This window comes from Dermacoccus sp. PAMC28757 (genome assembly GCF_014302635.1).
GTDB lineage: Bacteria > Actinomycetota > Actinomycetes > Actinomycetales > Dermatophilaceae > Dermacoccus > Dermacoccus abyssi.
The window spans coordinates 2729436-2755361 of sequence record NZ_CP060292.1 but is presented as its reverse complement, the minus strand read 5'-3'; the positions used below and the strand labels follow the sequence as shown (position 1 = coordinate 2755361).

Genomic DNA, 25926 nt, shown 5'->3' with positions numbered 1-25926 from the left:
GAGATCCACACCATGGCACCCAAGACCGCCAAGCAGATCGAGGCCGAGCTGGCCGCGTCGCGTTCGCGTCTCGCCGGCACGATCGACGAGCTGGCCTTCCGCGCCCAGCCCAAGGAGATCGCGAAGCGTCAGACGGAGAGCGCTCGTCTCGCTCTGACGGACGCTACGCGCACCGCCGACGGCGACCTGCGTCAGGACCGCGTCGCGATGGGTCTCGGTGGCGTCGGCGCGTTCATGCTTCTCGTCGGCCTCGCGAAGCGTCTGCGTTCCTGATTCGTATCGCATGACGAAGGCCCGGTCTTCCCACGTGGGAAGACCGGGCCTTCGTCATGCGCGCTCAGGGGCCGCCTGAGGGCAAAGCGAAAGGCCCACCGTTGCCGGTGGGCCTTTCTTCGGTGCGCCAACAGGGACTCGAACCCCGAACCCGCTGATTAAGAGTCAGCTGCTCTGCCAATTGAGCTATTGGCGCGCAACGAGGTGAAACATTACCTGAACGCACGATGAAACGTGAAATCCCCGCAATGGCGGCGATCCACGGCGTGCTGACGCCGGGTCTCGACGCACGCCGTGCCCTCCCGGCGGGCGATTCGACGTGGAGGTTCGCCGGGCAAAGCGAAAGGCCCACCGTTGCCGGTGGGCCTTCCTTCGGTGCGCCAACAGGGACTCGAACCCCGAACCCGCTGATTAAGAGTCAGCTGCTCTGCCAATTGAGCTATTGGCGCGCAACGAGGAGAAACCCTACCTCAGGGCCGTCTGGTGGCCAAATCGGTTGCCGCAGAGGGGGCGTGGGCCGGTTCGACCCCACCTCCCGAGGGGTGGGCGCCGCGGGTCATCGGGGGTCTTCACCTCTACGGGCGCACTGCACAGGTGGCGTCGGGACGATAGATTCTGGCGAGAACCTTTTCGATCATCGAGATCTCGGAGACGAACGACATGACCGACCTACCTGACACCGGGGTCGAGCGTCCGTACGGCGAACCGCCCGTGCTCGACGCCAAGCCCGACTACAAGGTGGCCTTCAAGCGCACCCTGGCGAAGTTCTCGCAGGATCAGTGCACCGACCTCGCCGCCGCGCTCACCTACTACTCCATCCAGGCCATGGTGCCCGCGATGATCGCCGGCGTCTCGCTGCTCGGGCTGTTCGGCGACGGCAAGGAGACGACGAACAGCGTCGTCACGTCGATTGCCGCCATCGCCGGCATGGACGAGAGCGAACTCGGCGGCATCCGCAACTTCATCGACGGCCTGCAGACGAGTGGTGGCGCCGGCTTCGCGTTCTTCTTCGGCATCCTGCTCTCGCTCTGGTCGGCCTCCGGATACGTAGGGGCCTTCGCCCGCATGCAGAACCGCATCTACGACGTCGCGGAAGGTCGTCCCGTCTTCAAGCTGCGCCCGTGGCTGTACCTCGTGACGATCATCCAGGTCATCCTGCTCGTCATCGCCGCGATGGCGCTCGTCATGACCGGCCCGGTGGCGAAGGAAGTGGGGTCGCTGATCGGACTCGGCGACACCGCCGTCATGGTCTGGGACATCGCGAAGTGGCCCTTCGTCGTCCTCATCGTCATGTTCATCATCGGCCTCATGTTCTGGGCCACGCCGAACGTGCGACGCCCCTTCAAGCAGGGCATCTTCAACCCTGGCGCCGTGCTGGCGTTCTTCGTGTGGGTCATCGGCTCCGCGGCGTTCGCCTGGTACGTGTCCAACATGGGCAACTACGGCAAGTACGGCCAGCTCGCCACGGCGATCATGGTGTTGCTGTGGCTGTGGATCACGAACCTCGCGATGCTGTTCGGCGCCGAGTTCGACGCCGAGACGTTGCGTACCCGTCAGCTCAAGACGGGCTACCCGGCCGAGGAACTCGTCCTTCTGCCCGTGCGCGACGAGAGTGGCATCGACAAGAAGGCCGAGAAGTACGACGACCTCGTGGAGGCGGCGCACCAACTGCGCGTCGACTCGGGCGTCCCGGATGAAGCGGTCGAGAACATGATGCCGGTCGTGCCGGCAGAGCGTTCGAACGAGCGCACCACCGCTGCGCAGAACAGCTCCCCGGAGAAGCAGCCGGTCACGCCGTCGACCCGCACGCTCGAGGGCGCGCCCAAGATCGCTGCCGCGACGAAGGACGAGGCGCCGGACCTCAGCGACGACGCCACCGTCACCAAGGCTCAGCGTCGAGCCGACGCCAAGCCGAGCCGCGACGCCGCGGCGCAGGCCGATCGCGAACGTGCCGAGGTGGCCGCCGACCGTGAGCAGCGCCGTCGCCGTGCGCTCGCCGAGGGCCAGCACAAGCGCGCCGTGCGGGAGCGTCTCGCCGCGCAGGAGGCGAAGGTCAAGGCCGAGCAGAAGAAGGTCGAGGCCGAGCGCCTCAAGGAGGCCAAGAAGGCGGAGGCGGAGCGTCCGCTGGAGGAGAAGTGGGCTGAGGTCGAGAGCAACCGTGCTCGCTACGACCACTCGAACACGCGTGAGTTCCGTGCCGTGAGCGCCGAGCGTGAAGACCGCCGTCGTCGGTGGTTCGAGGGCAAGCGGGGCTGATCTCCCGACTCGAAATGCGTGCACCCCACCCCGCCACGGGGTGGGGTGCACGCATTTGGCCAGCCTGAAGGCTCGCTTAGGATGTGGGGCGTGACTGACTCCGACCGCGCCCACACCGACCGCATCGTCTGGATCGACTGCGAGATGACGGGCCTCGACCTCGAGAACGACGCCCTCATCGAGGTCGCCGCGCTCGTCACCGACTTCGAACTCAACCAACTCGGTGACGGCGTTGACGTCGTCATTCGCCCCGAGCCGGAGGCTCTGGAGCAGATGGGCGACTTCGTGCGGGAGATGCACACCAAGTCCGGTCTGCTCGAGGAACTCGAGCACGGGGTGAGTATGGAGGAAGCCCAAGCCCTCGTCCTGGAGTACGTCATGACTCACGCTCCAGACGCTGGAAAGGCGCCGCTCGGCGGCAACACGGTGAGCACCGACCGTGGCTTCCTGGAGCGCGACATGCCCCAGCTGGCCGGCCACCTGCACTACCGCACGATCGATGTCTCCTCCATCAAGGAGCTCTCGCGCCGCTGGTACCCGCGGGCGTACTTCAACGCCCCCGCCAAGAACGGCGGTCACCGCGCTCTCGCCGACATCCGTGAGTCGATCGCGGAGTTGCGCTACTACCGTGAAGCGGTCTTCGTCGAGCAGCCCGGGCCGTCGTCCAACGAGGCCCAGGTCATCGCGAAGAAGTACCAGGTCGAGGGCTGACCTTCGGCCGCGCGCGATTAGGGGTTCGGCGGCGCCGTCGGGTATATTCGTCCGCGCTGCCTGACCTGGGGTTCCCCGGTCGCGCACATGGTGGGTATAGCTCAGCAGGTAGAGCACCTGGTTGTGGTCCAGGATGTCGCGGGTTCAAGTCCCGTTACTCACCCCAGACGCGAAACCCCCTGACATTTCAGGGGGTTTTGTGTTTTCGCAGGGCCTTCGCCTCGTGAGGCGCGGGTGCTGCGTGAGCCCCCGTAGCTCAGTTGGATAGAGCAAGAGCCTTCTAATCTCTAGGTCGCAGGTTCGAATCCTGTCGGGGGTGCGGTATTCCGCGGAATCTTGCCGCCTTGTGTGGCAGGAATGTGGCCCGCTTGCCAACTTACTGCACAACTTTCAATCTGCGATGAGGTCGGCGATGCCCGTCTTGTCCGAGTCGAACGAGCGGCCCAGGTAGGCGCTCGCCGTGATGGCGCTGTCCTTGTGCCCGACCCAATCGGAGACCTGACGCAGCGGCACGTTCATGGCTGAGAGCGTCGTGATGAGCGTGCGACGGAACGTGTGCGGCGTGGCCCAGTCGTGGCCCGCGTCGTCGAGGAGATCACGCAGGGCAGTGGCAACCTGCTTCTGCTCCCAGGGCTTCTCAGGGTCCCCAGCGGTCGGAGCAGGGAACACAAGGCCGCGCATTCCCTCGCGCTGCGCTCGCTCAGTCAGACGTGCTGCGAGTCCGGGTGACAGGGCGATCGTGCGTCGAGCAGCATCCGTCTTGGTCCCTTCGACACGCAGCGTGCGAGTGGTTAGGTCGAGGTCGGCCCAGCGCAGAGCACGGGCCTCACCGATCCTCATGCCAGTGTGTGCGAGGAGGTGGACGAGATCGGCCACGGCTTGACGCTTCGCCACCGTGGGCGGTCGCCCCTTCGGCTTCTCAGCATCCTCGGCTAGGGGGAGTCCGAGGGCGACGACGCGCGCATCTGCAAGGGCGAGCAGGTCAGCGAGTTCGGTCTCAGTGAACGCGCGACGGGTGTCGCGTTCGGTGCGTCCTCGAGGTTCTGCCTTGGGCAGGGCGCCGACCATCGGCACGGCGCTCGCAGCGACAACGCCATCCGCTGCGGCCTGCTTCAAGGTGCCACCGATCACGGCGCGTGCGTGCTTCGCAGCGCCTCGCCCTCGCTCCTCGGTCGCTCGCCAGAGCAGGCGCCTTAGCACCTGTGCATCGTTCGCCTGCCCGACGGTCAGTGCGAGCACGGGGGAGTCGGGTGCTGCGATCACGCGAGAGAGTGCGCCGCGGTAGTCCTTGAGCGTCTGGGGCGAGAGTTGTGCAGCGCGGTCCTCGAGCCACATCTCACAGGCCTTGACGATCGGAGTCGAGGAGGAGATGCGCGCCTCGCCCGTCGAGAGAGCCGCGCGCACCTTCTCGCGCACCGACGCCTCAGCCTTGCGTTGCGTCGAGGCGACGGCTCGCAGGTCGGCAGACTTGCCGTTCCACAGACGCACGCGCACTCGAGCGCGCCATGCGTCGGCCTCGCGTGCCGAGGTCGCCGTCTTGTACGAGCGCGTCGCGTCGTCGTACCTGACGCGGCCTGTCTGCACCTCGCCAACCTGCCCCGGTTCCATCCGCTCGCGCCCCATGTTCGGCACCAACCTCTCTCGCTCACCATGTCCAATGCTGGCAAGCGTAGCAGGTTGGAACGAGAACGGATGGCACCGAACGTGAGTGAACCGTTCCCTAGCGACAAGGTAACGAGTGAGGTAGCCATGCAGCCCGGTCCGATGCCGGGACATAGCGCCTCGTATTCCACCAACCGTCGAGGAGACATCGTGCAGAACACCCAGACCGAACTACCCGATTACCTCACTCGCAAGGAGCTGGCCGCGCGGTGGCGAATGTCGCCCTCCCGCCTCGCCACCCTCGCGAGCGAGGGACGATCGCCTGTGCCATCCGTGAGGCTCGCAGGCGGGCAGGTCCTCTATCCACTTGCCGAGGTCGTCGCTCACGAGCAGGCCTCCCTCAAGGCCGCAAAGGATGCGGCGTGACTGAGGCAGGCAGCCTGTGGCTCGAGGCGCTCCGCCGAGTCGGTGGCATGGGGAGCGGTCGGCACCGCAAGGCCATGACCGAGCACCTCGCGGCGATTTGCGACGAGCGTGGCGGCGTTCCGTGCATGACGACAACGGCGCTCGCGAGCGGTGCGGGCCTGACGTATCGCGGCGGTGTTGACGCGCTGAGGGACCTGCGCCGTGATGGCTGGGTGCTCACGGTCGAGAACCACAGCCGAGCAGGGTCCGTGCGCCAACTCGAGGTGCCGCCTCACGCAATGCAGGCACTCGACAGATGGCGCTCGCAGTGACGGGGCCGAGCGTCTGCGAGGTGAACGGATGGCGGACCTTAGACCTCGGACGCGCACAGGCCGTTTCACTGCGGTTGTCAGAGAGCAGGGGCACACGAACACGTCGAGGTGCTCGCACGGGTGTCAGCGGCCCGTACACGCGGCCTGAGGGGTGTCTTTGACGTTGGGTGCCTGCGTCCTTCCGGAGTGTGACGAGAGCAGGGCGCTCGGAGGTTCTCCGTACTGTCCTCGCCATCGGCTCAATGAGTGGGTGAACGGTTCGCCGTGGCACTCGGCTCGCCCCGGTACTCCCGGATACGCCTGTGTCATCTGCGGCGGACGCGTCCTGCCCCCGAGTGCAGAGCGCATCTGCTCCCAGGCGTGCCGAGTCAGAGCAAGGACGTTGGCGGCATGAGCGTCGTCGACGAAAAGTGGTGGCGCGAGTGCGTGCAGCGCCATCGCGAGCGCCTTGTGTCTCTCGATCGCAACGTGTTCGACGCCGCGGTGTGTGCCGAGGAGTCGACAGGGGCAACGGGGCAGGCACGGGCATGGCTCGAGGACGTGGTGTGGTTCGTGCCCCAGTCGGGTCAGCGTGTGGCCGTGCAGATCGCTCGCCTGTGTGGCGAGGGCTCCGAGGTCACTGTGCCATGGCGCTCGCTGGCAGAGGCAGTCGGCATCGCAGACGCAGCAGGTCGCCACATCGCCTACACACAGCGCGGCGTCGAGGCGCTCGTGAACGCAGACTGGCTCAGCGTCGAGAGCAGCGGCAAGGGCAGGTCGGCAACCACCACGTTTCGGCTTCTCGCAGGCGAGTTGTTGACGCCTGAGGCCGCCCCGCGCGATGGCGAGAACGGCACCGCTGAGAGTGCCGCGTGACTTATGTACAGAGATAAGCGTCTGCGCTAGTCACGCAGCAGCGGCGGCGATCCGCCGGCCCCTCCAAGGGCCGAGCGCTCCCGCGTCTGAGGCGTCTTACTAATCCAGTAGGTCACGTCCGGCGGCACGTCGGTCGGCCCCTCCGGGAGGGCCGACACGATTCCGCGTCACGTCTCGCTGTTCCAAGCAAGCAAGTCACGTCAGGCGCCCCCGTCTCGCCAAGCCTCCCGGCCAAGGCGTCGGCGCGCGCATCACGTCGCCAGTGCGAGGACACCGAGACGTGCTCCTCGAGCCGATCGCCCGCCTTGGTGGGCGAGCGACGACGGCAGAGGGAGACGTGCTCCAGCCGTTGCCCTTGTCCTCGCTCGCACCGCCGTCGCCATCGCCTTTCTCACTGAGCGGCATCCGCTCGGCGGCGGTCTGCCCTCGCCTGAGTGGCGGGGCAAGTGCCGGTTCCGCTTCGGCGTCCGCCCAGTAGGTAGGCGCTAACACCAACTGCAAGTCCATTCGGCAGGTTCTCCGACCTGCCGTCCATCGAACGATCAAAGGAGATCACCAAGCATGAGCACGGAAACACTCGGCGCAGCCGAGGCAACGGCGAACGCCAGGGAGCGACTCGACGCGGCTCAGACCGCGCACGACGACCACGCAGCGAAACTCGCCAAGGCGCGAGTACTCAGTGACTCGCTCCTCGAGGATGCATCCGGGGTGAACCAGTCTCAGTTCACCTCGGCTCAGAACACCCTCGCCTACCTCGAGGCGTCCCTGCCGGGAGTCGAGCGAGACCTCGCCACGGCCAAGCAGGGATACGCAACGGCAGTCGCGGCCCAGGTCTCAGCCGAGGTCGGCTCAGAGGCGGCTACGCGCTGGGGCCTCGACGAGCTCCCGGGTGCCCTGAGCAACCTCGCCGGCGCCGTCTCCCAGGTGCGAGCCATCTGTGAGGCGTACAACGCAGGGCGCGTCCGGGCCATCGCCTCGCTCCTCGACGCAGGACTCGAGCACGGCAGTGCGGACCCCTTCGCACCCGCGACGGCTGAGCGCGCCAAGGTCGGTAGTCCTGCCCGCCTCTACGTCGAGGGGACCGAGGTCGGTGTCTTCGACATCCCGACCTATATCACCAAGCAGGTGGCGACCTCGCTCGCAGACCTGACCACCGAAGGAGCCTGAGCATGACCACCACACAGACCGCCACCGTCGAACCTCTCGACCTCGCTCGAACGTTCGTCGAGGACGCCTTCCCCCAGGTGCTCCCGGAGGGTGTCTCGGTCGAGGTCGAGCAGGGCTACCGGCTCACGCCGCCGGCCAGTGGCACGGCGCTCGTCCGTATCGCTGGGGCAACGTTCGATCCCTACAGCGAGAGCCGCGTTCTCGTCGCGCTCGACGTGGCGACGTACTACGACGCCGGTGAACCGCTCGAGGTGCCTGCGAACTACGACGACGCATGGCGGCATGTCCGCCTCGAGGGTGTCGCCTCCGTCCACCGTCTGTCCTCGCGAGCCGATATCGGGGAGACGGCAGGTCTTGCGACGCTCAGCGGTGAGGTCGAACTGCCCGATGGCCGACGCTCCAACCTGCATCGCCTCGAGTTCGCCATCCGCCTCGGTGAGCGTCAGGCACGCCAGGCGCCGATCGAGCAGGGTGTCGAGCATCGTCGAGCAGCCATGCGGACTCGAGTCGGTCCGACCTACGCACAGACCTCTTACTGAGCGCCTCACACCCTGAGCAGCACCCCGTCATGCCTTCTAGCGTGGCGGGGTGTTCGCCGTCCAGCCCATCTCACTGTACGGCGATCTGAGGGCCGTTCAGCACAGTGCCCTCACAAGAGTGCCAGACGATTACCTACGTCCGTCAGATCGCCGCACAGAGCGTTCTATGGGGTAGTGAGGCTCGAGCCGGTCGAGGCAGATACAAGGGCAAGGGCGAGCGAGCGGCCAAGGGCGAGCAGATGCAAGGCGAGGGCGAGCAGGTCGAGCGAGAGCAAGCGATCGAGAGGGCGAGTCGAGCAGGACTCACGGCCAAACGCTCAGCCGCTCGAGGAGGGAACGCAGCGAGCAGCACGAACACACTCAAGGCTCAGCCGTTCGCAGACAGACGAGGACCCCAGCACAGGCGATAGGGCCAAGGTGCTGGGGTCCAGTGCGTTCAGTGCGTGCGAGGTCAGGCTCGAGGCCGTACCCGTGCCGACGTGCGACCTGTGCCGCTCCTCTCGAGCGCCAGGCTCTCCCAGTCCGGCACGGCACCACAGGTGCTCAGCACCCGCTCGAGGCGCTCGCGAACCACCATGAGGGCCTCACCGTCGTCCATCCCCCTGAGGTCGGTAGCAGGCACCTCGAGGCCGTAGGCGCCTCTCATGCTGCCCTCAGTCCTGCCTCAGTGAGCAGGGTGCCCTCAGCCTCGAGCAGCACCTCGAGGTCGGTGTGCGAGGCAATCGGGTCGAGGCAGTGCAGGCCCACACCCATGCGGCCATCCGGAGCGCTACCCATACACACCCACGGCAGGCCGTCGTCATCCGCGAGCAGGTGCCAACCGAGCACGTCGAGGCGCTCAAGCATCGCGGTGTAGTCCGCCTCTGTCAGCACCTCGAGGCCGAGGGCCACGGTCTGAGAGGTGGGGGCAGGACAAGGATGCCGACACCTGTGAGCGGGTCGAGGTGGGCGACGTGCTGAGCGGTGCGAATGGTGGTTGTCATGGTCTCTGTCTCCTAGCGGGTGAGGGTGTCTCGAGCGGGGTCCTGCTTGCCAATCTGCTTGCCAAAATTGCCCACGGCTTGCCAACTTTCGACGGTATCGAACGGCAATGCGACACACCTCGAATGTAGTCGAAAAGACCAGAATGGCGGGCTAGTTGCGAATCGAGAGGAAAGGGCGAACACATCGCCCCACATACTCTCTAGGTCGCAGGTTCGAATCCTGTCGGGGGTACTCGTTGGTGCGGCGTGGGCCCGAGCGAAGCGAGCGGTCCGCGCCGCACCAACAGATGGCTGGCCAGGATTCGGGAGGAGCCTGCGACGGTTCCTGTCGGGGGTGCGGTTTACTCGGGTGCACCCGAGCGAAGCGAGTGGTCCGCGCGAGCAAACAGATGCATGGTCAGGAGCCGTCGCGCGAACGTGACTTTGATCCTGAACTGAGGGGCTGGCGGCGGAAAATTCACGGGGATAGGTTAGGTTTACCTCGCTCAGGTATACCTAACCCGCTCTGGGGGTGCTCGTGTTCGGCAACTATCTCGTCGGTCTTCGCGAAGGCCTGGAGGCGTCGCTCGTCGTCGTCATCCTCGTCGCGTATCTCGTGAAGTCGGATCGACGACACCTCCTGCCGAGGATCTGGCTCGGTGTGGGCGCGGCTGTGGGCGTTTCCCTCGCTTTCGGCGCACTCCTCACGTACGGCCCCAACGGCCTGACGTTCGAGGCGCAGGAGGCCATCGGTGGTGGCCTGTCGATCGTCGCCGTCGGCTTCGTCACCTGGATGATCTTCTGGATGGCGCGTTCGGCGCGCACCCTCTCCGGTGACCTCAAGAGCCACGTCGATCGTGCGGCCGAGGCTTCGCGTGCCTCCCTGGTCGTCGTCGCGATGCTCGCCGTCGGCCGCGAAGGGCTCGAGACCGCGCTCTTCCTCTGGGCCGCGACGCAGGCTGCCAGCTCTGGCTCGTCGTCGTCCACCGCGCCGCTCGTGGGTGCCGCGCTCGGTATCACGACGGCCGTCGTCCTCGCCTTCGCGTTCTACAAGGGCGCGCTCAAGCTCAACCTGTCCAAGTTCTTCACGTGGACGGGTGGCTTCCTCATTCTCGTCGCCGCGGGTGTTCTCGCCTACGGCGTCCACGACCTGCAGGAAGCGCGCATCCTGCCCGGTCTGCACAACCTCGCCTTCGACGTGAGCGACACCATCGAGCCCACCTCGTGGCTCGGCACGCTCCTCAAGGGCACCCTCAACTTCTCGCCGGCCACGACGTGGCTGGAGCTCATCGTGTGGGTCAGTTACGTCGCCGTCGTCATGACGATCTTCGTCAAGCGCGTGCGTGCCTCCCACAATCCCAAGGCCGCGACGCCGGCTTCGCCCACTCCCCAGAAAGTGACGGCATGACCACCCGACCCACCCTCGCTCGCAGCGGCGCCCTGCTCGCCGTCGCCGGCCTCGCACTCGCAGGCTGCACGAGCAACTCGTCCTCGTCCGACTCGAAGTCCGGCGACGGCAAGCTGACCGTCTCCTCGACCGCCTCCGAGTGCAAGGTCTCCAAGTCCGAGGCGCCGTCGGGCAACGTCGTCTTCAGCGTGAAGAACGAGGGCGACAAGGTCACCGAGTTCTACCTCCTCGGTGAGGACAAGCTACGTATCGTCGGCGAGGTCGAGAACATCGCTCCGGGTCTCACGCGTGAACTCGTCGTCAAGGCGGCGCCGGGCGACTACTACACGGCGTGCAAGCCGGGCATGGTCGGCAAGGGCATCGCCGCCAAGTTCAAGGTCACCGACTCCGGCAAGGACCTCGCGCCCAGCGGAGCCGACAAGCAGCTCGTCGAGACCGCTGACAAGCAGTACCAGTCGTACGTCAAGGACCAGGCCAGCTCGCTCACGACGCAGACGACGAAGTTCGTCAACCTGTACAAGGCCGGTAAGGACGACGAAGCCCGCGCCCTCTACGCCAAGGCGCGTCTGCACTGGGAACGCATCGAGCCCGTGGCCGAATCCTTCGGCGACCTCGACCCGAAGATGGACCTGCGCGAGGCCGACCTCGAGAAGGGCCAGGAGTGGACCGGCTGGCACCGTATCGAGAAGGACCTGTGGCCGCCGAAGACCGGCTACACGGCCATGTCGAAGGCCGATCGCACGAAGATCGCCGACCAGCTGCTCAAGGACACCAAGACCCTCGAGAAGCGCACGAAGACGACGACGTTCTCCGCCGACAAGATCGGCAACGGCGCGAAGGCGCTCATGGACGAGGTTGCCACCGGCAAGGTCACCGGCGAGGAAGAAGCCTGGTCGCACACCGACCTGTGGGACTTCCAGGGCAACGTCGACGGCGCCCGCATCGCCTGGGAGAACCTGCGTCCGCTGCTCAAGAAGAAGGACGCGTCGCTCGATTCGAGCATCGCGACGAAGTTCGCCGCGCTGCAGAAGCTGCTCGACAAGCAGAAGGTCTCGGGCTCGGGTGACGACGTCGTCTTCAAGACGTACGACAAACTGAGTGACGCCGAGGTCAAGGAACTGTCGAATGCAGTGAACGCCCTGAGTGAGCCGCTGTCGAAGCTGACCGCAGCCGTCACGTTGTGAGGTGTGCCTTCGCCCCCGCGCTCGGCGTGGGGGCGAAGGCAACTGCGCGGGAAGCCGCGCGCGAAGGAGGAGAGTGAGCATGGCGAACGTCTCGCGCCGCGGGATGCTCGGCTTCGCCGGTGGTGGAGCGGCACTCGGTGCTGCCGGTTTCGCGGGGGGTTGGGGTGCCTCTCACGCTGCAGCCGATGAAAAGCCGTCGCCGGGGGAGCGCACCTACGACTTCTTCGGGGAACACCAGTCGGGCATCGTCACGCCTGCGCAGGACAGGCTCTACTTCGCGACGTTCGACGTCACTGCCACGACGCGCGACGAACTCGAGTCGCTCCTGCGGGCGTGGAGCCTCGCCGCCGCACGCATGATGCGCGGCGAGACGGCCTCCGACGAGGCCACCGCCTACGACGCGCCACCCGCCGACACGGGTGAGGCCGAAGACCTTCCGCCGTCCGGCCTGACGATCACCTTCGGCTTCGGTCCGACGCTGTTCCGCGACGCGAAGGGCAAGGACCGGTTCGGGCTCGCGGACAAGCAGCCCAAGGAACTGCGCGAACTGCCGCACTTCCCGGCCGACAAGCTCGACCCGCGCCGCAGTGGCGGCGACATCGCCGTTCAAGCCTGTGCCGACGACCCCCAGGTGGCCGTGCACGCCATCCGCAACCTGTCTCGCATCGCCTTCGGACTGGCCGCCATCCGGTGGGCGCAGCTCGGTTTCGGGCGTACCAGCTCGACCTCGACGAGCCAGGCCACGCCGCGCAACCTCTTCGGCTTCAAGGACGGTACGGCCAACATCAAGGCCGAGAGCCGTGACGTCGTCGACGACCACGTGTGGGTGGGCCGCGGTGACGACCCGAAGGCCGACTGGATGGCAGGCGGCTCCTACCTCGTGGCACGTCGCATCACGATGCACCTCGAGACCTGGGACCGATCGAGCCTGCGCGAGCAGGAAGCCATCATCGGGCGTGACCGCCCCGAAGGTGCGCCGCTTTCCGGTGGCAAGGAGTTCGACGAGCCGAAGTTCGATGTGAAGGGACGCGGGGGCGAGCCGCTCATCGCGAAGAACTCGCACGTCTTCCTCGCCCACCCGAAGAACAACGGCGGCGCGCAGATGCTGCGACGCGGTTACAACTTCACCGACGGAAACGATGCCTTGGGACGACTCGACGCGGGGCTCTTCTTCCTCGCATACGTGCGGCGGCCGTCACGCCAGTACATCCCCATGCAGATGCGGATGTCGCGTGAGGATGCGCTCATGGAGTACCTCAAGCACACAGGTTCCGGCTTGTTCGCCGTGCCGCCGGGAGTGCCCAAGGGCGGCTTCGTGGGTCAGCAACTCTTCACATCCTGACGCGTTCCGAGTTGAGTGCGCGCCAACGGCATACGAGACTGTACGGGTGAACGAAGTTTTCGACGGTGCGCGCCTGCACCGCGCCGTGGGCGAGTTGCGTGCCGCTGTCGCCGCCAACGCCCTCCCTTTCGAGACGGCTGACGTCGCCAAGCAGCGCCGCGAGCAGGGGGAGCTCGTGTCGCAGCTCGACGACTACGTCCTGCCGCGCCTCGAGTCCCTCGACGCCCCGCTGCTCGCCGTCATCGGTGGCTCGACGGGCGCAGGCAAGTCGACGCTGGTCAACTCCATCGTGCGTGAGCAGGTGACACGCTCCGGCGTCCTGCGCCCGACGACGCGAGCCTCGGTGCTCATCCACCACCCCTCGGACGCTCAATGGTTCACCGGCGAGCGCGTCCTGCCGGGTCTCTCGCGCATCACCGGCGCTGCGACGCAGGGTGACGATCCGTCGTCGCTGCGCCTCGTCGCGTCCGCCTCCGTGCCCCGCGGTCTCGCGCTGCTCGACGCCCCTGACATCGACTCGGTCGTCTCCGCCAACCGCGACCTTGCGCGCCAGCTGCTTTCCGCGGCTGATCTGTGGCTCTTCGTCACGACCGCTGTCCGCTACGCCGACGCCGTGCCGTGGGAGATGCTCGAGCAGGCCATCGACCGCGGGACGTCCGTGGCCGTCGTGCTCGACCGCGTGCCTCGTGACGCGATGGAGGAGGTGCGCGCCGACCTCGCGCGCATGCTCGCGGCGCAGGGCCTCGGCCAGTCGCCGGTGTTCGCCGTCGCAGAATCGCCGCTCGAAGAGAACGGCATGCTGCCGCACATCGAGGTCGAGCGTATCTCCAGCTGGCTGCACTCGCTGGCCAACGACGCCCTGTCGCGTCAGGTCGTCATCCGTCGAACGCTCGACGGGGCACTCGACTCCCTCGACGGGCGCGCCCGCGGTGCTGTCGCCGCCGGACGCGCGCAGCACGAGGCGGCGACGACGTTGGCCGGCGCCGCGTCCGAGGCGTACTCCGAGCAGCTGCGCGCGGTCGAGGAAGGCCTCAAGGACGGCACCCTGCTGCGCGGCGAGGTGCTCGCGCGCTGGCAGGAACTCGTCGGTACCGGCGAGCTGCTCAAGCAGTTCGAGTCCGGCGTGAGCAAGCTCCGCGATCGTGTCACCGGCTTCTTCCGCGCCCGCACCGAGACCGCTGCTCCGGCTCGTGATCTGGGGGAGGCCCTCCAGTCCGGTGTCGCACAGCTCGTCACGTCGCACGGAGAATCGGCTGCCCTCGACGCGGGCCGCGCCTGGCGACTCGACCCTGCGGGCAAGCCGATCATGGCCCGCCACCCCGAACTGAACGCCGCGAGCCCCGAGCTCACGTCCACGGTCGAACGTCTCGTCCGCGACTGGCAGGGCGATGTGCTCGACCTCGTGCGGGAAGAGGCAGGCGACAAGCGCACGACAGCGCGCTTCCTCGCCTTCGGCGTTAACGGCATCGCCGTCATGCTCATGCTCATCACGTTCGCCTCGACGTACGGTCTGAGCGGTGCGGAGGTCGGCATCGCGGGAGGCTCGGCCGTTCTCGCGCAGCGCCTCCTCGAAGCGATTTTCGGCGACCAGGCCGTTCGTACCCTGGCGAACCGGGCCCGCGGCATGCTGCTTGAGCGCATCACCGAGCTGTTCGAGCGTGAGGAGCAGCGCTACGACGCAGCCCTCGCAGAGGTCGCGCTCGCTCCAGGCGCCCCCGAGCGCATCGAGAAGGCCCTCGCGGCCGTGAAGGACGCACGATGAGTTGGAACCCGTTCGCCCGCGGTAAGCGCGAGGAGCGCCCCGTCGTGGCCCCGGTGTCGCGCGAGGAGGTCGACGGCCGCGCCGGCGCTCTCCAGCGCGCGCTGACGCTCGGCGGGGCGGCTCTGCCCGCCGACGACGTCGCAGTGGCTCGCAAGCTCCTGGCGCGCGTCGCCGAACGTTCGCGCCTCGGGGGCGACCACACCGTCGTCGCCCTGGCCGGCGCTACGGGCTCCGGCAAGTCGAGCTTGTTCAACCTCCTCGTCGGGGAGCCCGTCTCCCGCATCGGTGCGCGACGTCCGACGACCTCGCGCGCCTCCGCCGCCATCTGGGGCGAGAGCGTGCCGGGAGAACTGCTCGACTGGCTCGACATCTCCGCACGTCACCAGGTGCACCCGAGCATGCCGCGCTACGCCGAGCTCGACGGCCTCGTGCTCCTCGACCTTCCCGACTTCGATTCCCGCGTGCGCGAGCACCGTGCCGAGGCCGACCGCGTGCTCGAGATGTGTGACCTGTTCGTGTGGGTCACCGACCCGCAGAAGTACGCCGACGCCGTCCTGCACGAGCAGTACGTGCGCCAGCTGGCCGTCGCGAAGGCGACGTCCGTCGTCGTCCTCAACCAGGTCGACCGGCTCACGCCCGAGGCCGCGCAGAGCTGCCTCGCCGACCTCACGCGTCTGCTCGAGGAGGACGGGCTGACCGATGCTGTCGTTCTGCCGACCTCGACGATCGCCACGGGTGGCGGCGAGTTGCTCATCGACGCCCTCGCCGACCTCGTGCAGTCGAAGAACGCCTCCGACCGACGTCTGGCCGGCGATCTGCGGCACCAGGCACAGCGCCTCAACGCGCACGTCGGAGCCGTTCGTCCCCAGCGGGTCACCGGATCGAACGACGAACTCGTCTCGGCGCTCGCAGACTCCGCCGGTGTCAACGTGGCGCTCGACGCTGTGGAACGCGACTACCGGGTCGAAGCGGCCCGCCGCACCGGTTGGCCGTTCACGCGCTGGACGCAGAACCTCAAGGCCAAGCCGCTCTCCCGTCTGGGTCTCGATACCCAGGCCGAAGCGAACCTCAGCCGTGCGGACCGCCGCATCGCTCTCGGAAAGTCGTCGCTGCCGCCGGCGAGCCCCGCTGCCCGCGCAGCCGTCGATCTCGCGACGAGGCGCCTCGGCGAGCGGGCCTCCGACGGGATGCCTGCTCCGTGGGCCGACGAGGTGCGCGCCGCCGCCACGCCGCGGGACGGCTCGATGGCTGACGCGCTCGACCAGGCCGTGATGCGTACTCCGTTGCGCGGACGTTTCCCCGCGTGGTGGGGCGTTGCCGCCGTACTCCAGTGGATCTTCGCCGCGGTGGCGCTCGCGGGGGCCGTGTGGCTGCTCGTGCTCTTCGGCTTCAGCATGATGCAGATCCACGTCGGAGTGCCGACGCTCGGTGGCGACTGGTTGCCGATTCCGCTCGTCATGCTCGTGGTCGGGCTGTTGCTCGGCTTCCTGCTCGCCCTGTTGGCGCGATCCCTTGCCCGCGCCGGTGCGGCGCGTGCTCGCGACGACGCTCGTGAGCGCCTGTACGCGGCCATCACGGAGGTTGCCCAGGAGCGCATTGTGGCGCCGGTCGCCGCAGTCGTGACGCGTCACGACGACACGGCGAAGGCGCTTGCACAAGCCTCGGAGTAATTCTCACCTGTGGAAAGGCCTCCCCGGACACGTTCCGGGGAGGCCTTTCCACACCCTCGAAGGCTCTGCCCTGGTCAGGTGACGGGCGACGTTCCTAGCGTCGTCGGCGTGGGTGAGTGCCCGTCGCCGAACCCGGTTCGGTGCACACGAGGAGGAGAGAGTCATGAACGAAGTGAAGGTCGATGTCAGCGGCACCGTGGTGAGCGACCCCGTCCTGCGGGAAACGCGGGCCGGTGATCCCTTCGTCAGTTTCCGCATCGCGGTCAACCCGCGCCGCTGGAACGCCGAGGACGATTCGTGGAGCGACGGCGAAGCGCAGTTCTTCAGCGTCACGGCCTTTCGGGCGCTCGCGGGCAACGCCTACCACTCGCTCACCAAGGGCCAGCACGTCATGGTCACCGGGCGTTTGCGGCTCACGCAGTACGAAGCGCGTGACGGCGAACTGCGCACGAGCGCACAGATCGACGCCCACGACATCGGGCCGTCGTTGAAGTTCGGTCAGAGCACGTTCACCAAGAGCGTCCGGCCGGTCATCCCGAGCAATGACCGTCTGGCCGACGACGCCGTCACCCTCGCCATGCGTGAGCTGGAGGGTGACCTCGCGCCGGATGAGGGCGACAGCGATGCGCGGCAGGACGCGGTGACCGAGGGCAAGGAGGTCGGTGCGGCCGACATGAACGGCCAGGCGGACACCGGCGACGCCGCAACAGAACAGGGAGAGCGGCTCGCCTCGTGAGCGAACGCGACGGCGTGCGTGTCAGGAGCCCGGACCCGTGAGCCCGGTCTCCGGCGTCGGAACAGGGCGGGTGCGCAGTGACGAGTCGCGCCGTGCCGCGCGAAACCGATAGCCTCTGAGCCATGGCAGAGTTCATCTACACCATGACCAAGGCACGCAAGGCCGTTGGCGACAAGGTGATCCTCGACGACGTCTCGATGTCGTTCTACCCGGGCGCGAAGATCGGCGTCGTCGGCCCGAACGGCGCCGGCAAGTCGACCATCCTCAAGATCATGGCCGGCCTCGACCAGCCGAGCAACGGCGAAGCACGCCTGTCGCCCGGCTACTCGGTGGGCATCCTGCTCCAGGAGCCGCCGCTCAACGAGGACAAGACCGTGCGCGGCAACGTCGAAGAGGGTCTCGGGCAGATCAAGCAGGATCTCGACCGCTACAACGAGATCTCCGCCGAGATGGCCGAACCGGACGCCGACTTCGACGCCCTCATGGAGGAGATGGGCAAGCTCCAAGAGAAGATCGACGCGGCTGACGCGTGGGATCTCGACAGCCAGCTCGAGCAGGCCATGGACGCCCTGCGGTGCCCGCCCGGTGACGCAGACGTCAGGGTGCTCTCCGGTGGCGAGAAGCGCCGCGTCGCCCTGTGCAAGCTCCTGCTGCAGAAGCCCGACCTTCTCCTGCTCGACGAGCCCACCAACCACCTCGACGCGGAGTCCGTGCTCTGGCTCGAGCAGCACCTCGCCTCCTACGCCGGCGCTGTGCTCGCCGTGACCCACGACCGGTACTTCCTCGACAACATCGCCGGCTGGATCTGCGAGGTCGACCGCGGCCGCCTCTACCCCTACGAGGGCAACTACTCCACCTACCTGGAGAAGAAGCAGGAGCGCCTCACGGTCCAGGGCAAGAAGGATCAGAAGCTCGCGAAGCGCCTGAAGGACGAGCTCGAGTGGGTCCGCTCCAACGCCAAGGCTCGCCAGACGAAGAGCAAGGCCCGCCTCGCCCGCTACGAGGAGATGGCTGCCGAGGCCGAGCGCACGCGCAAGCTCGACTTCGAGGAAATCCAGATCCCGCCGGGCCCGCGCCTCGGCGCCCAGGTCATCGAGGTCACCGACCTCAAGAAGGGCTTCGGCGACCGCGTCCTCATCGACGGTCTGTCGTTCACGCTTCCGCGTAACGGCATCGTCGGCGTCATCGGCCCGAACGGTGTCGGCAAGACCACGCTCTTCAAGACCATCGTCGGCCTCGAAGAGCCCGACGGGGGCACCGTCAAGATCGGTGACACGGTCTCGATCAGCTACGTCGACCAGAACCGCGGCGGCATCGACTCCGAAGCCACCCTGTTCGAGGTCGTCTCCGAAGGAAACGACCACATCCAGGTCGGTCAGGTCGAGATCCCGGCCCGTGCGTATGTTTCGCAGTTCGGCTTCAAGGGGCCGGACCAGCAGAAGAAGGCCGGTGTCCTCTCCGGTGGTGAGCGCAACCGCCTCAACCTCGCGCTCACCCTCAAGCAGGGCGGCAACCTGCTCCTTCTCGACGAGCCGACCAACGACCTCGACGTCGAAACCCTCGGCTCCCTCGAGAACGCGCTGCTCAACTTCCCGGGCTGCGCCGTGGTCATCAGCCACGATCGCTGGTTCCTCGACCGCGTCGCGACGCACATCCTCGCCTACGAAGGCACCGACGAGAACCCCTCGGCGTGGTACTGGTTCGAAGGCAACTTCGACGACTACGAGAAGAACAAGATCGAGCGCCTCGGTGCCGAAGCCGCACGCCCCCACCGCGTGACGCACCGCCGCCTCACGCGCGATTAGCCGATCATTGGCCCGTCTTCCGGGTTGAGTTCCTCGGTGCGACAGGCAGCCTCTCCCTTGCGCCGTCTTCCGGCGAACTGACCTCGCAAGCTCGCTCAGTTCGCTCGGTGCGACAGCGCGTCGGGCGTCGCTTCACGAAAGCCCACGGTGTGACCCTCGCAAGCTCGGGTCACACCGTGGGCTTTCGTGCGCTCCGAGTCCGCTTCCAGCGTGGTTCCGCTTGTGTTGTCGGGGCGGCTCCGAGGGTGTTGGGCTGGTGGCCTCACAGGTTCAGGCGAGGGGGAGCCGCCGAAATTGGGTCAGTGACCCTGCAGACGGCTGTGTGAGGGTTACCTAAGTTAGGGTGACTGCGTCCTACCCGGTGCGAAAGGGAACCATGTCACCCTCGTTCGAGCGCCTCGTCGTCAACGCCTTCGGCGCCAAGAACACCGAGCTGGTCGTGCTCGGAAGCGAATCCCTCACGCCTCACTACCACCGCGTGCACGTCGACTGCGGCGACTTCCTGCGCAGCCACGGGGTGCACCCGTCGATGTGGCTTCGCCTGTGGTTCGACGACGACGGCAAGGACCACCAGCGTGCCTTCACCCTCGTCGACGCCGACGAGGCGAGCGGCCGCGCCACCCTCGAATTCGCGCTCCACGACGGCGTGGCCGCTCGTTGGTCGCAGAACGTCACCGCCGGCACCCGCATTCGCGCGTCCTTGCTCGGCTCCAAGTGCCCCTGGCCGTCCGCTAAGCCGGCGCCCGGAACGTCCTGGGAGCGAACGGTCCTCATCGGCGGTACGGCGTGCGTACCTGCGATTCGGTCATTGCTGGATCACTGGTCCGAGGCTCCGGCAACGGTGCTCCTGCACAGCGAGTACGACGACGACCGCGACATTCCACTCGGCCTAGCGGCCGCTACAGACGTCGAGTGGTTCGCCATGGGCGACGAGGCGCTGCTCACTCGCACGCACGACTTCGCGGGCGAAGCCACGACGCGCTTCTGGGTCACGACTGAGGCCTCGGCCACGCGAGCCGTCGTGCGAGCCCTGCGCAAGGATCACGGTGTCGGTAAGGAACGGATCCACGCCCAGGCCTACTGGAGCGCCGCGGGCTGACTCAACCGCAGTGGCGGGCGAGGCGCAACTCCAGGTTGGCCTTTGCGCTCGGCCACTCGTGGGAGAGGATCGAGTAGACGACGGTGTCGCGCAGCGCGCCGTTGCTCTCGAGGCGATCGGCGCGAAGGACACCGTCGAGATGTGCGCCGAGTCGCTCGATGGCGGCGCGTGACTGCTGGTTCGACCAACTCGTCTCGTACCGGACGGCCGCACACCCGGCCGTCTCGAAGGCGTAGGTCATGAGCAGCAGCTTGCTCTCGACGTTCGTTCCGCTGCCGTGCGCCGACACGCGATTCCACGTGTAGCCGATCGACACGCGCGGCACCTCGGGGCGGATGTCGTAGAACGTCGTACTGCCCAGCACGACGCCGTCGGACGTGCGCACCGCAGCGAACGGCACCATCGAACCCTCGTCCTTGAGGCGCAGACGGTCGTCGATCATCTGCCCGACGGCGTCCGGGCGCGGCACGGACGCGTACCACCGGGTCCACATCTGCCCGTCGTTTGTCGCCTCGACGAGCCCGTCGTGGTGATCGTGGGAGAGGGGCTCGAGGCGCACCAGGGAGCCGGAGAGGGTGATGTCGCGATCGATGTCCGTCATGGCCCCACCTCACACCGTTCCTCGGTGAAAGTCACGCGCGGTCCACCGTGTGGGTGCGACGAGCGCGTCCAGAAGGTCAGTTCAGGACCGACAGATCCTTGATGCGCATCATGCCCTCCTGCGCGACCGTCGCGATGAGCGTGCCGTCACGCGTGAACATGCGCCCGGTACCGAGGCCGCGTCCGCCCTGGGCGGAGGGGGAATCCTGGGCATAGAGGATCCAGTCGTCGAGGCGCACCGGGCGGTGGAACCACATCGCGTGGTCGAGGCTCGCGGCCCGGAAGCCCGGCGTCACCCAGGCGACGCCGTTCGCTCGCATCGCCGACTCGAGCATCGTGTAGTCGGAGGCATACGCGAGCACGGCGGCTCCGAGCAGCGGGTCGTCCGGGATGGCGCTGAGCGTGCGCATCCACAGGTGCTGCTGCGGCGTGCGCTCCGTGGCGGGCTGCAGGTAGAGCGCACCTTCGACGTGACGGACGTCGACGGCGCGCCCATGGGCCCAGTGCTGCGCGATCGGGTGGTCGATGTCGCCGACGACATCAGCCGTCGTCGGAAGCTCCAGCGGGTCGGTGACATCGGGCATGGGGACCTGGTGATCGATGCCCTGGGCCTCCTCCTGGAAGCTCATGATGACGCTCATGATCGGCGCGCCGTTCTGGATGGCGTGGACGCGGCGCGCGGAGAACGAACCGCCGTCGCGCAGCCGCTCCACGGCGAAGTGTACGGGCTGCATCGAGTCGCCGGGGCGCAGGAAGTAGCCGTGGAGGGAGTGGATGAAGCGGGGCGGCTTCCCGTCTCCGGGTGTCACCGTGCGTCCTGCTGCGATGACGCACTGGGCGAGAACCTGCCCTCCGAAGATCCGGCCGTGTGGCTGCGGCTGGGACTCACCGACGAAGACGTCGGCGCGGCTCTGACCGAGGTCGGCGAGGCTCGTCTGGGCGCTGAACGTGGCGCTCACGGTTGCATTTCCGACCGGCTGCAGGTCGAGTACGTGCAGCAGCGAAGCCATGGGGTCGACCGATTCCTGCGTTTCATCCTTGTTTTCGCTCACCCGCAGAGGTTACCCACCGGAAACGAGCGTTAGTGAACGTTTGGTGGACGGCGGCTGCACGGTTCGTCACCCGACGCGCCACAATGCAGGTATGAGTTTCGCTCCCGACCGCTGCTCCGTCGTCCCCGTGCCCTTGCGCTGGTCCGACATGGATGCCTACGGGCACGTCAACAACGTGCAGTTCCTGCGGCTCCTCGAGGACGCCCGCATCCTCGCCTTCGCCGAATGGTTCGGGCGTGCTCGATCGGTCGTCGGTGAGGGAATCATCGTGGCGCGCCACGAGATCGAGTACCGCGCGCCTCTCGTGTTCCGCATCGAACCGATCGAGGTCGCCATGTGGGTGACCCGGCTGACCGGCGCGTCGTACGACATCGGCTACGAGGTGCGCGACGCAGGTGCCGGCTCGACGACGTACGCCCTCGCGGAGACGACCCTCGTCGGCTACGACTTCGAGGCCGAGCGCCCGCGTCGGCTCGATCCGATCGACCGTGAGAGCCTGTCCAGCTTCCTCGGCCCGGCGGTGACGTTCCGCCACGGCAGCGCGAAGCGCTCGTCATCATGACGGAGGTGCTGCACCTGGCCGATGGTGAGACGGCGGGTGACCTCGCCACTTTCGTCTCACGCGCCCGCACTCTCGAGGACGACGGCGCCATCCGCCTCCAGGCAGACGGCACGACCCTCGCCACCTGGGTGGGTGTGCGCAAGGGACGCGGGCTCATGGGCGAAGGAACCGTCGTCGGGCTGCGCGTGTTGCGGTTGGCGCAGCCGGTCGCCCGCCCCCTCGACACCGTGGTGCCGCTTCGCGCGATCAGTGACCGGCTGGCGCGTCGGCACAACGCGGACCCCCGCGTCCTCGACGTACCTCCGACCACCGTGCGCACGACGTGGGCCGCGGTGACGCCGCCGCGCGCCGGGTGGGCGCCACTCGCTCGGTTGCCGCTCGCGGATCTCGTCCAGGTCGCCCGTGACGGTATCGCCGAGGTGGCCGAGGGCACGCCGCAGGGGGCGGGAGCGCCCGCCGTCGAGCAGCTGCGCGAGAAGGTCTGGAACCGGCCCATCGCGGGAGATCTGGGCGGTGCCGACGGGCTTCCGGCGGGCGCGGCGCTCGGCATCTACGCACTCGGCTTCGCCATCGGTTCGGAGGCCCACGTGTTCGGCACCGCGCGCTGGCACCGGGTGTCGACGTCCGTCGGCCACGTGCTCGTGCGCTGACGCCTCGATAGGGTCGTCGCATGACGCGTACATCCGACGACCGCCGCCTTCCAGCTCCGTCCACGCCCGACCCTCAGGAGGCTCCCGGCCTCGCGTGGGGCGTCATCGCACCCGGCGGCATCGCGCGGACATTCGCCTCCGCCATCGGAGCCGAGACGCAGCAGCGCATCGTGGCCGTGGGATCGCGCAGCGTGGAGCGAGCTCAGACCTTCGTCGACGAACTCGCTCCGGGAGCAACTGCGTACGGCTCGTACGACGCGTTGGTCGCGGACTCCTCGGTCGACGTCGTGTACGTCGCTTCCCCTCACAGCGAGCACCGCGATCACGCACTGGCGGCCATCCGCGCCGGCAAGCACGTGCTCGTCGAGAAAGCCTTCACGCGCAACGCGACCGAAGCGCGTGAGGTGTTTGATGCGGCGCGCGAAGCGGGGGTCTTCTGCATGGAGGCAATGTGGTCACGCTTCCTGCCCCACTACGACGTCGTTCGTCGTGCGGTGGACACCGGACTCATCGGCGACCTCAAGTGGATCGCCGCCGACCATGGCCAGGCTCTCCACCCCGACGGCCCGCAGCGGCTGAGCGATCCTGCTCTCGCCGGAGGGGCGCTGCTCGACCTCGGGATCTACCCCCTGTCGTTCGCCGCGATGCTCGTACCCGAGTTCACCACGGTGAGCGCCCGGGGAACGCTCACCGATGAAGGCGTCGACGAGTCCGAGGTCATCGTGCTCACGGCTGCCGACGGCGTCGTCGCCCAGGCTGCGACGACGATGGCCACCCAGACACCGAACACGGCCGTCGTCGCCGGCACGAAGGGACGCCTCGAGATCGACGGCTGGTTCTACTTCCCGACGCGAGTGCGGCTTCTCGCGAACGATGGGCAGCTGCTCGACGAGTACCGCTCCGCCGACACGATCCACGCCCTCCACTACGAGGCCGCCGAGGCGGCGCGCCTCATCGCGGCGGGGGATCGCGAGTCGCCGCTCATGACCCACGCCGAAACGCTGCGTGTCATGGACCTCATGGACGAGGTGCGTCGTCAGCTGGGCGTCGTCTACCCCGGCGAGTGACCTCACGGACTCGTCGCTTCGCCTCTGGACGGAACTGAGTGAGCGTTGCCCCGGTGGAGAACGGTCTCGGCCGGGGCAACGCTCGTGAGGGATGGGTCGGTCAGGTGCGGGTGAACCACACCGTGACGTCGGTCGGCAGCGTGAGGTCGTCACGCTCGTCGCTGCGCACGACCACGACAGCACCATCGGGCAGCGTCGTGTCCGCACCGAAGTTCGTCACGCACCACAGATCCTCGTGACCCTCACGCGAGTTGACGAGAGCGACGGTGTCCTTCGGGCCGTCGACCCACGTCAGTGCGCCTTCGCCGAGACGGCGGGCGCGGCGCTCGCGCAACATGCGGCGGTAGAACTCGAGGGTCGAGCCCGCGACGCCGTCCTGCTGGTCCACGGCCAACTCGCCGTAGACGTCGGGCTGCGGCAGCCAGGGGGCGTCTGCGGAGCCGAAACCGAATGACGGAGCGTCCTTGACCCAGGGCATCGGGACGCGGCAGCCGTCGCGGCCGGCTTCGGTGTGACCCGAACGCTCCCACGTCGGGTCCTGACGGGCTTCGTCGGCCATCGTCGTGTGCTCGGGCAGGCCGAGCTCCTCACCCTGGTAGAGGTAGGCGCCGCCGGGCAGGGCCAGTTCCAGAGCCGTGGCGGCCTTGGCGCGACGCAGGCCGAGCGCGGCGTCCGGCTGCGGGTCCTCGGCACGAATGCCGTTGGGGCGCGGTTCACCGATCGGCAGTGCCAAACGCGTGGCGTGACGCACGACGTCGTGGTTGCTCAGCACCCACGTCGTCGGTGCCCCGACGGCGTCGTTCGAGGCGTACGAGGACGTGATGCTCTCGCGCATGTCGGCGGCGCGCCACGGGGTCTCGAGGAACGCGAAGTTGAAGGCTTGGTGGAACTCGTCCGGGCGTACGTAGCGCGCGAGACGCTCCGGCGGGTTGACCCAGGCCTCCGCGCACATCGCCCGGTCGCCGGCCGAGTCGTAGCCGTCGGCGTCGACGGGGTTGTAGGAGTCGAGCACCTCACGCCACGCGCGGTAGATCTCGTGGACGCCGTCCTGGTCCCACATGGGGCCGCCGTTGTCGTGGCTGGCGTCGGAGAGGCCGGCCATCTTGGCGTGCGCCGAGTGATCGGGCAGACCCTCGGCCTTGACGAGGCTGTGGGCCACGTCGACGCGGAAGCCGTCGACACCGCGATCCAGCCAGAACCTCAGGATGGAGAGGAACTCGGCTCGCACGGCCTCGTTGTTCCAGTTGAAGTCGGGCTGCTTGGGGTCGAACAGGTGCAGGTACCACTGCTCCGGGTTGCCGTCTGCGTCCGTGACGCGCGTCCAGGCGTTGCCGCCGAAGATGGCCTTCCAGTCGTTCGGCGCCTCCTCGCCGTTCTCGCCCTTGCCGTCGCGGAACATGTAGCGCTCACGCTCCGGCGAACCGGGGCCGGCCGCGAGGGCGGCCTTGAACCACTCGTGCTCGTCGGAGGAGTGGTTGGGCACGAGGTCGACGATGACGCGCAGGTCGAGTTCGTGGGCGCGTGCGATGAGGTCGTCGGCGTCGCTGAGCGATCCGAAGAGCGGGTCGATGTCGCGGTAGTCGGCGACGTCGTAGCCGGCGTCCGCCATGGGCGAGCGGTAGAAGGGGGAGATCCACAGGGCGTCGACACCGAGGTCGCGCAGGTAGGGCAGCTTCGAGGTGATGCCCGGCAGGTCGCCGACGCCGTCACCGTTCGAGTCGACCCACGAGCGCGGGTAGACCTGGTAGATCGTCGACGAGCGCCACCACTCGGCCTCTGGCGTCTCATCGTGGGCGGGTGCGGACTGGCTGTTCCAGGTGGTCGTTTGGCTCACCGACCCAGTGTGCCAACCGAGGTCTGCCCACGCGAAACGCGTTTCACCGTTGG

General features: G+C 67.7%; 25 protein-coding genes and 4 tRNA genes. 21 read left to right on the top strand and 8 right to left on the bottom strand.

The window, feature by feature from the left end; all coding sequences use genetic code 11:
• Positions 1–12 precede the first annotated feature (12 nt).
• Positions 13–273: a DUF3618 domain-containing protein gene (locus tag H7F30_RS13050; RefSeq protein ID WP_047311345.1), complete on the top strand. Its 261-nt coding sequence runs from the start codon at positions 13–15 to the stop codon at positions 271–273.
• Between the two features lie 123 nt (positions 274–396).
• On the opposite strand, the gene H7F30_RS13045 is transcribed toward H7F30_RS13050, so the two are convergent.
• Positions 397–469 (bottom strand) — tRNA-Lys (locus tag H7F30_RS13045).
• Between the two features lie 180 nt (positions 470–649).
• Positions 650–722: transfer RNA gene (locus H7F30_RS13040), tRNA-Lys, on the bottom strand.
• Between the two features lie 211 nt (positions 723–933).
• Between H7F30_RS13040 and H7F30_RS13035 the strand changes: the two genes are divergently transcribed.
• The 4 genes from H7F30_RS13035 (at position 934) to H7F30_RS13020 (ending at position 3559) form a co-directional block, all read left to right on the top strand.
• The gene (locus H7F30_RS13035) at positions 934–2529 is read left to right on the top strand and encodes a YihY/virulence factor BrkB family protein (protein ID WP_187035605.1); all 1596 of its coding nucleotides are present in this window, start codon (positions 934–936) and stop codon (positions 2527–2529) included.
• Positions 2530–2610: 81 nt separating this feature from the next.
• Positions 2611–3240, top strand: a complete 630-nt coding sequence (orn, locus tag H7F30_RS13030; RefSeq protein ID WP_047311346.1) for an oligoribonuclease — start codon at positions 2611–2613, stop codon at positions 3238–3240.
• Between the two features lie 90 nt (positions 3241–3330).
• Positions 3331–3406 (top strand) — tRNA-His (locus tag H7F30_RS13025).
• Positions 3407–3485: 79 nt separating this feature from the next.
• A tRNA-Arg gene (locus H7F30_RS13020) sits at positions 3486–3559 on the top strand.
• Between the two features lie 71 nt (positions 3560–3630).
• Here the strand turns inward: H7F30_RS13020 and H7F30_RS13015 are convergent.
• On the bottom strand, positions 3631–4863 hold the full coding sequence (locus H7F30_RS13015) for a site-specific integrase (protein WP_187035603.1): 1233 nt from the start codon (positions 4861–4863) through the stop codon (positions 3631–3633).
• Positions 4864–5052: 189 nt separating this feature from the next.
• Here H7F30_RS13015 and H7F30_RS13010 point away from each other — a divergent pair, with 189 nt between their 5' ends.
• The 5 genes from H7F30_RS13010 (at position 5053) to H7F30_RS12990 (ending at position 8140) form a co-directional block, all read left to right on the top strand.
• Entirely contained in the window at positions 5053–5268 is a 216-nt protein-coding gene (locus tag H7F30_RS13010; protein WP_187035594.1) for an AlpA family transcriptional regulator, read from the top strand.
• Positions 5265–5579: a hypothetical protein gene (locus H7F30_RS13005; protein ID WP_187035592.1), complete on the top strand. Its 315-nt coding sequence runs from the start codon at positions 5265–5267 to the stop codon at positions 5577–5579. The genes H7F30_RS13010 and H7F30_RS13005 overlap by 4 nt, the downstream gene beginning before the upstream one ends.
• A 360-nt stretch (positions 5580–5939) precedes the next feature.
• Entirely contained in the window at positions 5940–6434 is a 495-nt protein-coding gene (locus H7F30_RS13000) for a hypothetical protein (RefSeq protein ID WP_187035589.1), read from the top strand.
• Between the two features lie 561 nt (positions 6435–6995).
• Entirely contained in the window at positions 6996–7601 is a 606-nt protein-coding gene (locus H7F30_RS12995) for a hypothetical protein (protein ID WP_187035587.1), read from the top strand.
• A 2-nt stretch (positions 7602–7603) separates the two neighbouring features.
• A complete protein-coding gene (locus H7F30_RS12990) occupies positions 7604–8140 on the top strand; it encodes a hypothetical protein (protein WP_187035585.1) in 537 nt (178 codons plus the stop codon).
• 451 nt (positions 8141–8591) lie between these two features.
• Here H7F30_RS12990 and H7F30_RS12985 read toward each other — a convergent pair whose 3' ends face one another.
• Positions 8592–8786: a hypothetical protein gene (locus tag H7F30_RS12985; protein WP_187035584.1), complete on the bottom strand. Its 195-nt coding sequence runs from the start codon at positions 8784–8786 to the stop codon at positions 8592–8594.
• Positions 8783–9031, bottom strand: a complete 249-nt coding sequence (locus H7F30_RS12980) for a hypothetical protein (protein ID WP_187035582.1) — start codon at positions 9029–9031, stop codon at positions 8783–8785. The genes H7F30_RS12985 and H7F30_RS12980 overlap by 4 nt, the downstream gene beginning before the upstream one ends.
• 609 nt (positions 9032–9640) lie before the next feature.
• On the opposite strand from H7F30_RS12980, the gene efeU reads away from it, so the two are divergent.
• The 8 genes from efeU (at position 9641) to H7F30_RS12940 (ending at position 20108) form a co-directional block, all read left to right on the top strand.
• Complete coding sequence (efeU, locus tag H7F30_RS12975) at positions 9641–10510, top strand: iron uptake transporter permease EfeU (RefSeq protein ID WP_187035580.1); 870 nt, start codon at positions 9641–9643, stop codon at positions 10508–10510.
• Complete coding sequence (gene efeO, locus H7F30_RS12970; RefSeq protein WP_187035578.1) at positions 10507–11694, top strand: iron uptake system protein EfeO; 1188 nt, start codon at positions 10507–10509, stop codon at positions 11692–11694. The genes efeU and efeO overlap by 4 nt, the downstream gene beginning before the upstream one ends.
• 79 nt (positions 11695–11773) lie before the next feature.
• Positions 11774–13036 (top strand): iron uptake transporter deferrochelatase/peroxidase subunit, encoded by a 1263-nt coding sequence (gene efeB, locus H7F30_RS12965; protein WP_187035576.1) that lies wholly within the window; start codon positions 11774–11776, stop codon positions 13034–13036.
• Between the two features lie 46 nt (positions 13037–13082).
• Positions 13083–14798, top strand: a complete 1716-nt coding sequence (locus H7F30_RS12960; RefSeq protein ID WP_255464853.1) for a dynamin family protein — start codon at positions 13083–13085, stop codon at positions 14796–14798.
• On the top strand, positions 14795–16468 hold the full coding sequence (locus H7F30_RS12955; protein WP_187035574.1) for a GTPase family protein: 1674 nt from the start codon (positions 14795–14797) through the stop codon (positions 16466–16468). Before H7F30_RS12960 ends, H7F30_RS12955 begins: the two co-directional genes overlap by 4 nt.
• A 163-nt stretch (positions 16469–16631) precedes the next feature.
• A complete protein-coding gene (gene ssb / locus H7F30_RS12950) occupies positions 16632–17204 on the top strand; it encodes a single-stranded DNA-binding protein (protein ID WP_187035572.1) in 573 nt (190 codons plus the stop codon).
• A 122-nt stretch (positions 17205–17326) separates the two neighbouring features.
• Positions 17327–19009, top strand: coding sequence for an energy-dependent translational throttle protein EttA (gene ettA / locus H7F30_RS12945; RefSeq protein WP_187035570.1), 1683 nt, complete (start codon positions 17327–17329; stop codon positions 19007–19009).
• Positions 19010–19385: 376 nt separating this feature from the next.
• Positions 19386–20108 carry a siderophore-interacting protein gene (locus H7F30_RS12940; RefSeq protein ID WP_187035568.1) on the top strand — a complete coding sequence of 241 codons (723 nt, stop codon included), beginning with the start codon at positions 19386–19388 and terminating at the stop codon, positions 20106–20108.
• Position 20109: 1 nt separating this feature from the next.
• Here the strand turns inward: H7F30_RS12940 and H7F30_RS12935 are convergent, their stop codons facing one another.
• On the bottom strand, positions 20110–20709 hold the full coding sequence (locus tag H7F30_RS12935; RefSeq protein WP_187035567.1) for a GNAT family N-acetyltransferase: 600 nt from the start codon (positions 20707–20709) through the stop codon (positions 20110–20112).
• A 76-nt stretch (positions 20710–20785) separates the two neighbouring features.
• Positions 20786–21760 carry an acyl-CoA thioesterase gene (locus H7F30_RS12930; RefSeq protein ID WP_370562596.1) on the bottom strand — a complete coding sequence of 325 codons (975 nt, stop codon included), beginning with the start codon at positions 21758–21760 and terminating at the stop codon, positions 20786–20788.
• A 91-nt stretch (positions 21761–21851) separates the two neighbouring features.
• Here H7F30_RS12930 and H7F30_RS12925 point away from each other — a divergent pair, with 91 nt between their 5' ends.
• Genes H7F30_RS12925 through H7F30_RS12915 form a run of 3 tightly spaced genes read left to right on the top strand, consistent with a single transcriptional unit; the run spans position 21852 to position 24039 of the window.
• A complete protein-coding gene (locus H7F30_RS12925; RefSeq protein ID WP_187035565.1) occupies positions 21852–22322 on the top strand; it encodes a thioesterase family protein in 471 nt (156 codons plus the stop codon).
• Complete coding sequence (locus H7F30_RS12920) at positions 22319–22972, top strand: hypothetical protein (RefSeq protein ID WP_129662860.1); 654 nt, start codon at positions 22319–22321, stop codon at positions 22970–22972. The genes H7F30_RS12925 and H7F30_RS12920 overlap by 4 nt, the downstream gene beginning before the upstream one ends.
• A 20-nt stretch (positions 22973–22992) precedes the next feature.
• The gene (locus tag H7F30_RS12915) at positions 22993–24039 is read left to right on the top strand and encodes a Gfo/Idh/MocA family protein (RefSeq protein WP_129662862.1); all 1047 of its coding nucleotides are present in this window, start codon (positions 22993–22995) and stop codon (positions 24037–24039) included.
• Positions 24040–24139: 100 nt separating this feature from the next.
• Here the strand turns inward: H7F30_RS12915 and H7F30_RS12910 are convergent, their stop codons facing one another.
• A complete protein-coding gene (locus H7F30_RS12910; protein ID WP_187035563.1) occupies positions 24140–25873 on the bottom strand; it encodes a glycoside hydrolase family 13 protein in 1734 nt (577 codons plus the stop codon).
• Positions 25874–25926 lie beyond the last annotated feature (53 nt).

Bases quoted from the DNA above. Each gene is read 5' to 3' on its own strand.
- H7F30_RS13050 (WP_047311345.1), top strand. From the start codon at position 13: ATGGCACCCAAGACCGCCAAGCAGATCGAGGCCGAGCTGGCCGCGTCG.
- H7F30_RS13035 (WP_187035605.1), top strand. From the start codon at position 934: ATGACCGACCTACCTGACACCGGGGTCGAGCGTCCGTACGGCGAACCG.
- orn (WP_047311346.1), top strand. From the start codon at position 2,611: ATGTGGGGCGTGACTGACTCCGACCGCGCCCACACCGACCGCATCGTC.
- H7F30_RS13015 (WP_187035603.1), bottom strand. From the start codon at position 4,863: ATGGGGCGCGAGCGGATGGAACCGGGGCAGGTTGGCGAGGTGCAGACA.
- H7F30_RS12995 (WP_187035587.1), top strand. From the start codon at position 6,996: ATGAGCACGGAAACACTCGGCGCAGCCGAGGCAACGGCGAACGCCAGG.
- H7F30_RS12990 (WP_187035585.1), top strand. From the start codon at position 7,604: ATGACCACCACACAGACCGCCACCGTCGAACCTCTCGACCTCGCTCGA.
- H7F30_RS12985 (WP_187035584.1), bottom strand. From the start codon at position 8,786: ATGAGAGGCGCCTACGGCCTCGAGGTGCCTGCTACCGACCTCAGGGGG.
- efeO (WP_187035578.1), top strand. From the start codon at position 10,507: ATGACCACCCGACCCACCCTCGCTCGCAGCGGCGCCCTGCTCGCCGTC.
- efeB (WP_187035576.1), top strand. From the start codon at position 11,774: ATGGCGAACGTCTCGCGCCGCGGGATGCTCGGCTTCGCCGGTGGTGGA.
- H7F30_RS12955 (WP_187035574.1), top strand. From the start codon at position 14,795: ATGAGTTGGAACCCGTTCGCCCGCGGTAAGCGCGAGGAGCGCCCCGTC.
- ssb (WP_187035572.1), top strand. From the start codon at position 16,632: ATGAACGAAGTGAAGGTCGATGTCAGCGGCACCGTGGTGAGCGACCCC.
- ettA (WP_187035570.1), top strand. From the start codon at position 17,327: ATGGCAGAGTTCATCTACACCATGACCAAGGCACGCAAGGCCGTTGGC.
- H7F30_RS12940 (WP_187035568.1), top strand. From the start codon at position 19,386: ATGTCACCCTCGTTCGAGCGCCTCGTCGTCAACGCCTTCGGCGCCAAG.
- H7F30_RS12935 (WP_187035567.1), bottom strand. From the start codon at position 20,709: ATGACGGACATCGATCGCGACATCACCCTCTCCGGCTCCCTGGTGCGC.
- H7F30_RS12925 (WP_187035565.1), top strand. From the start codon at position 21,852: ATGAGTTTCGCTCCCGACCGCTGCTCCGTCGTCCCCGTGCCCTTGCGC.
- H7F30_RS12920 (WP_129662860.1), top strand. From the start codon at position 22,319: ATGACGGAGGTGCTGCACCTGGCCGATGGTGAGACGGCGGGTGACCTC.
- H7F30_RS12915 (WP_129662862.1), top strand. From the start codon at position 22,993: ATGACGCGTACATCCGACGACCGCCGCCTTCCAGCTCCGTCCACGCCC.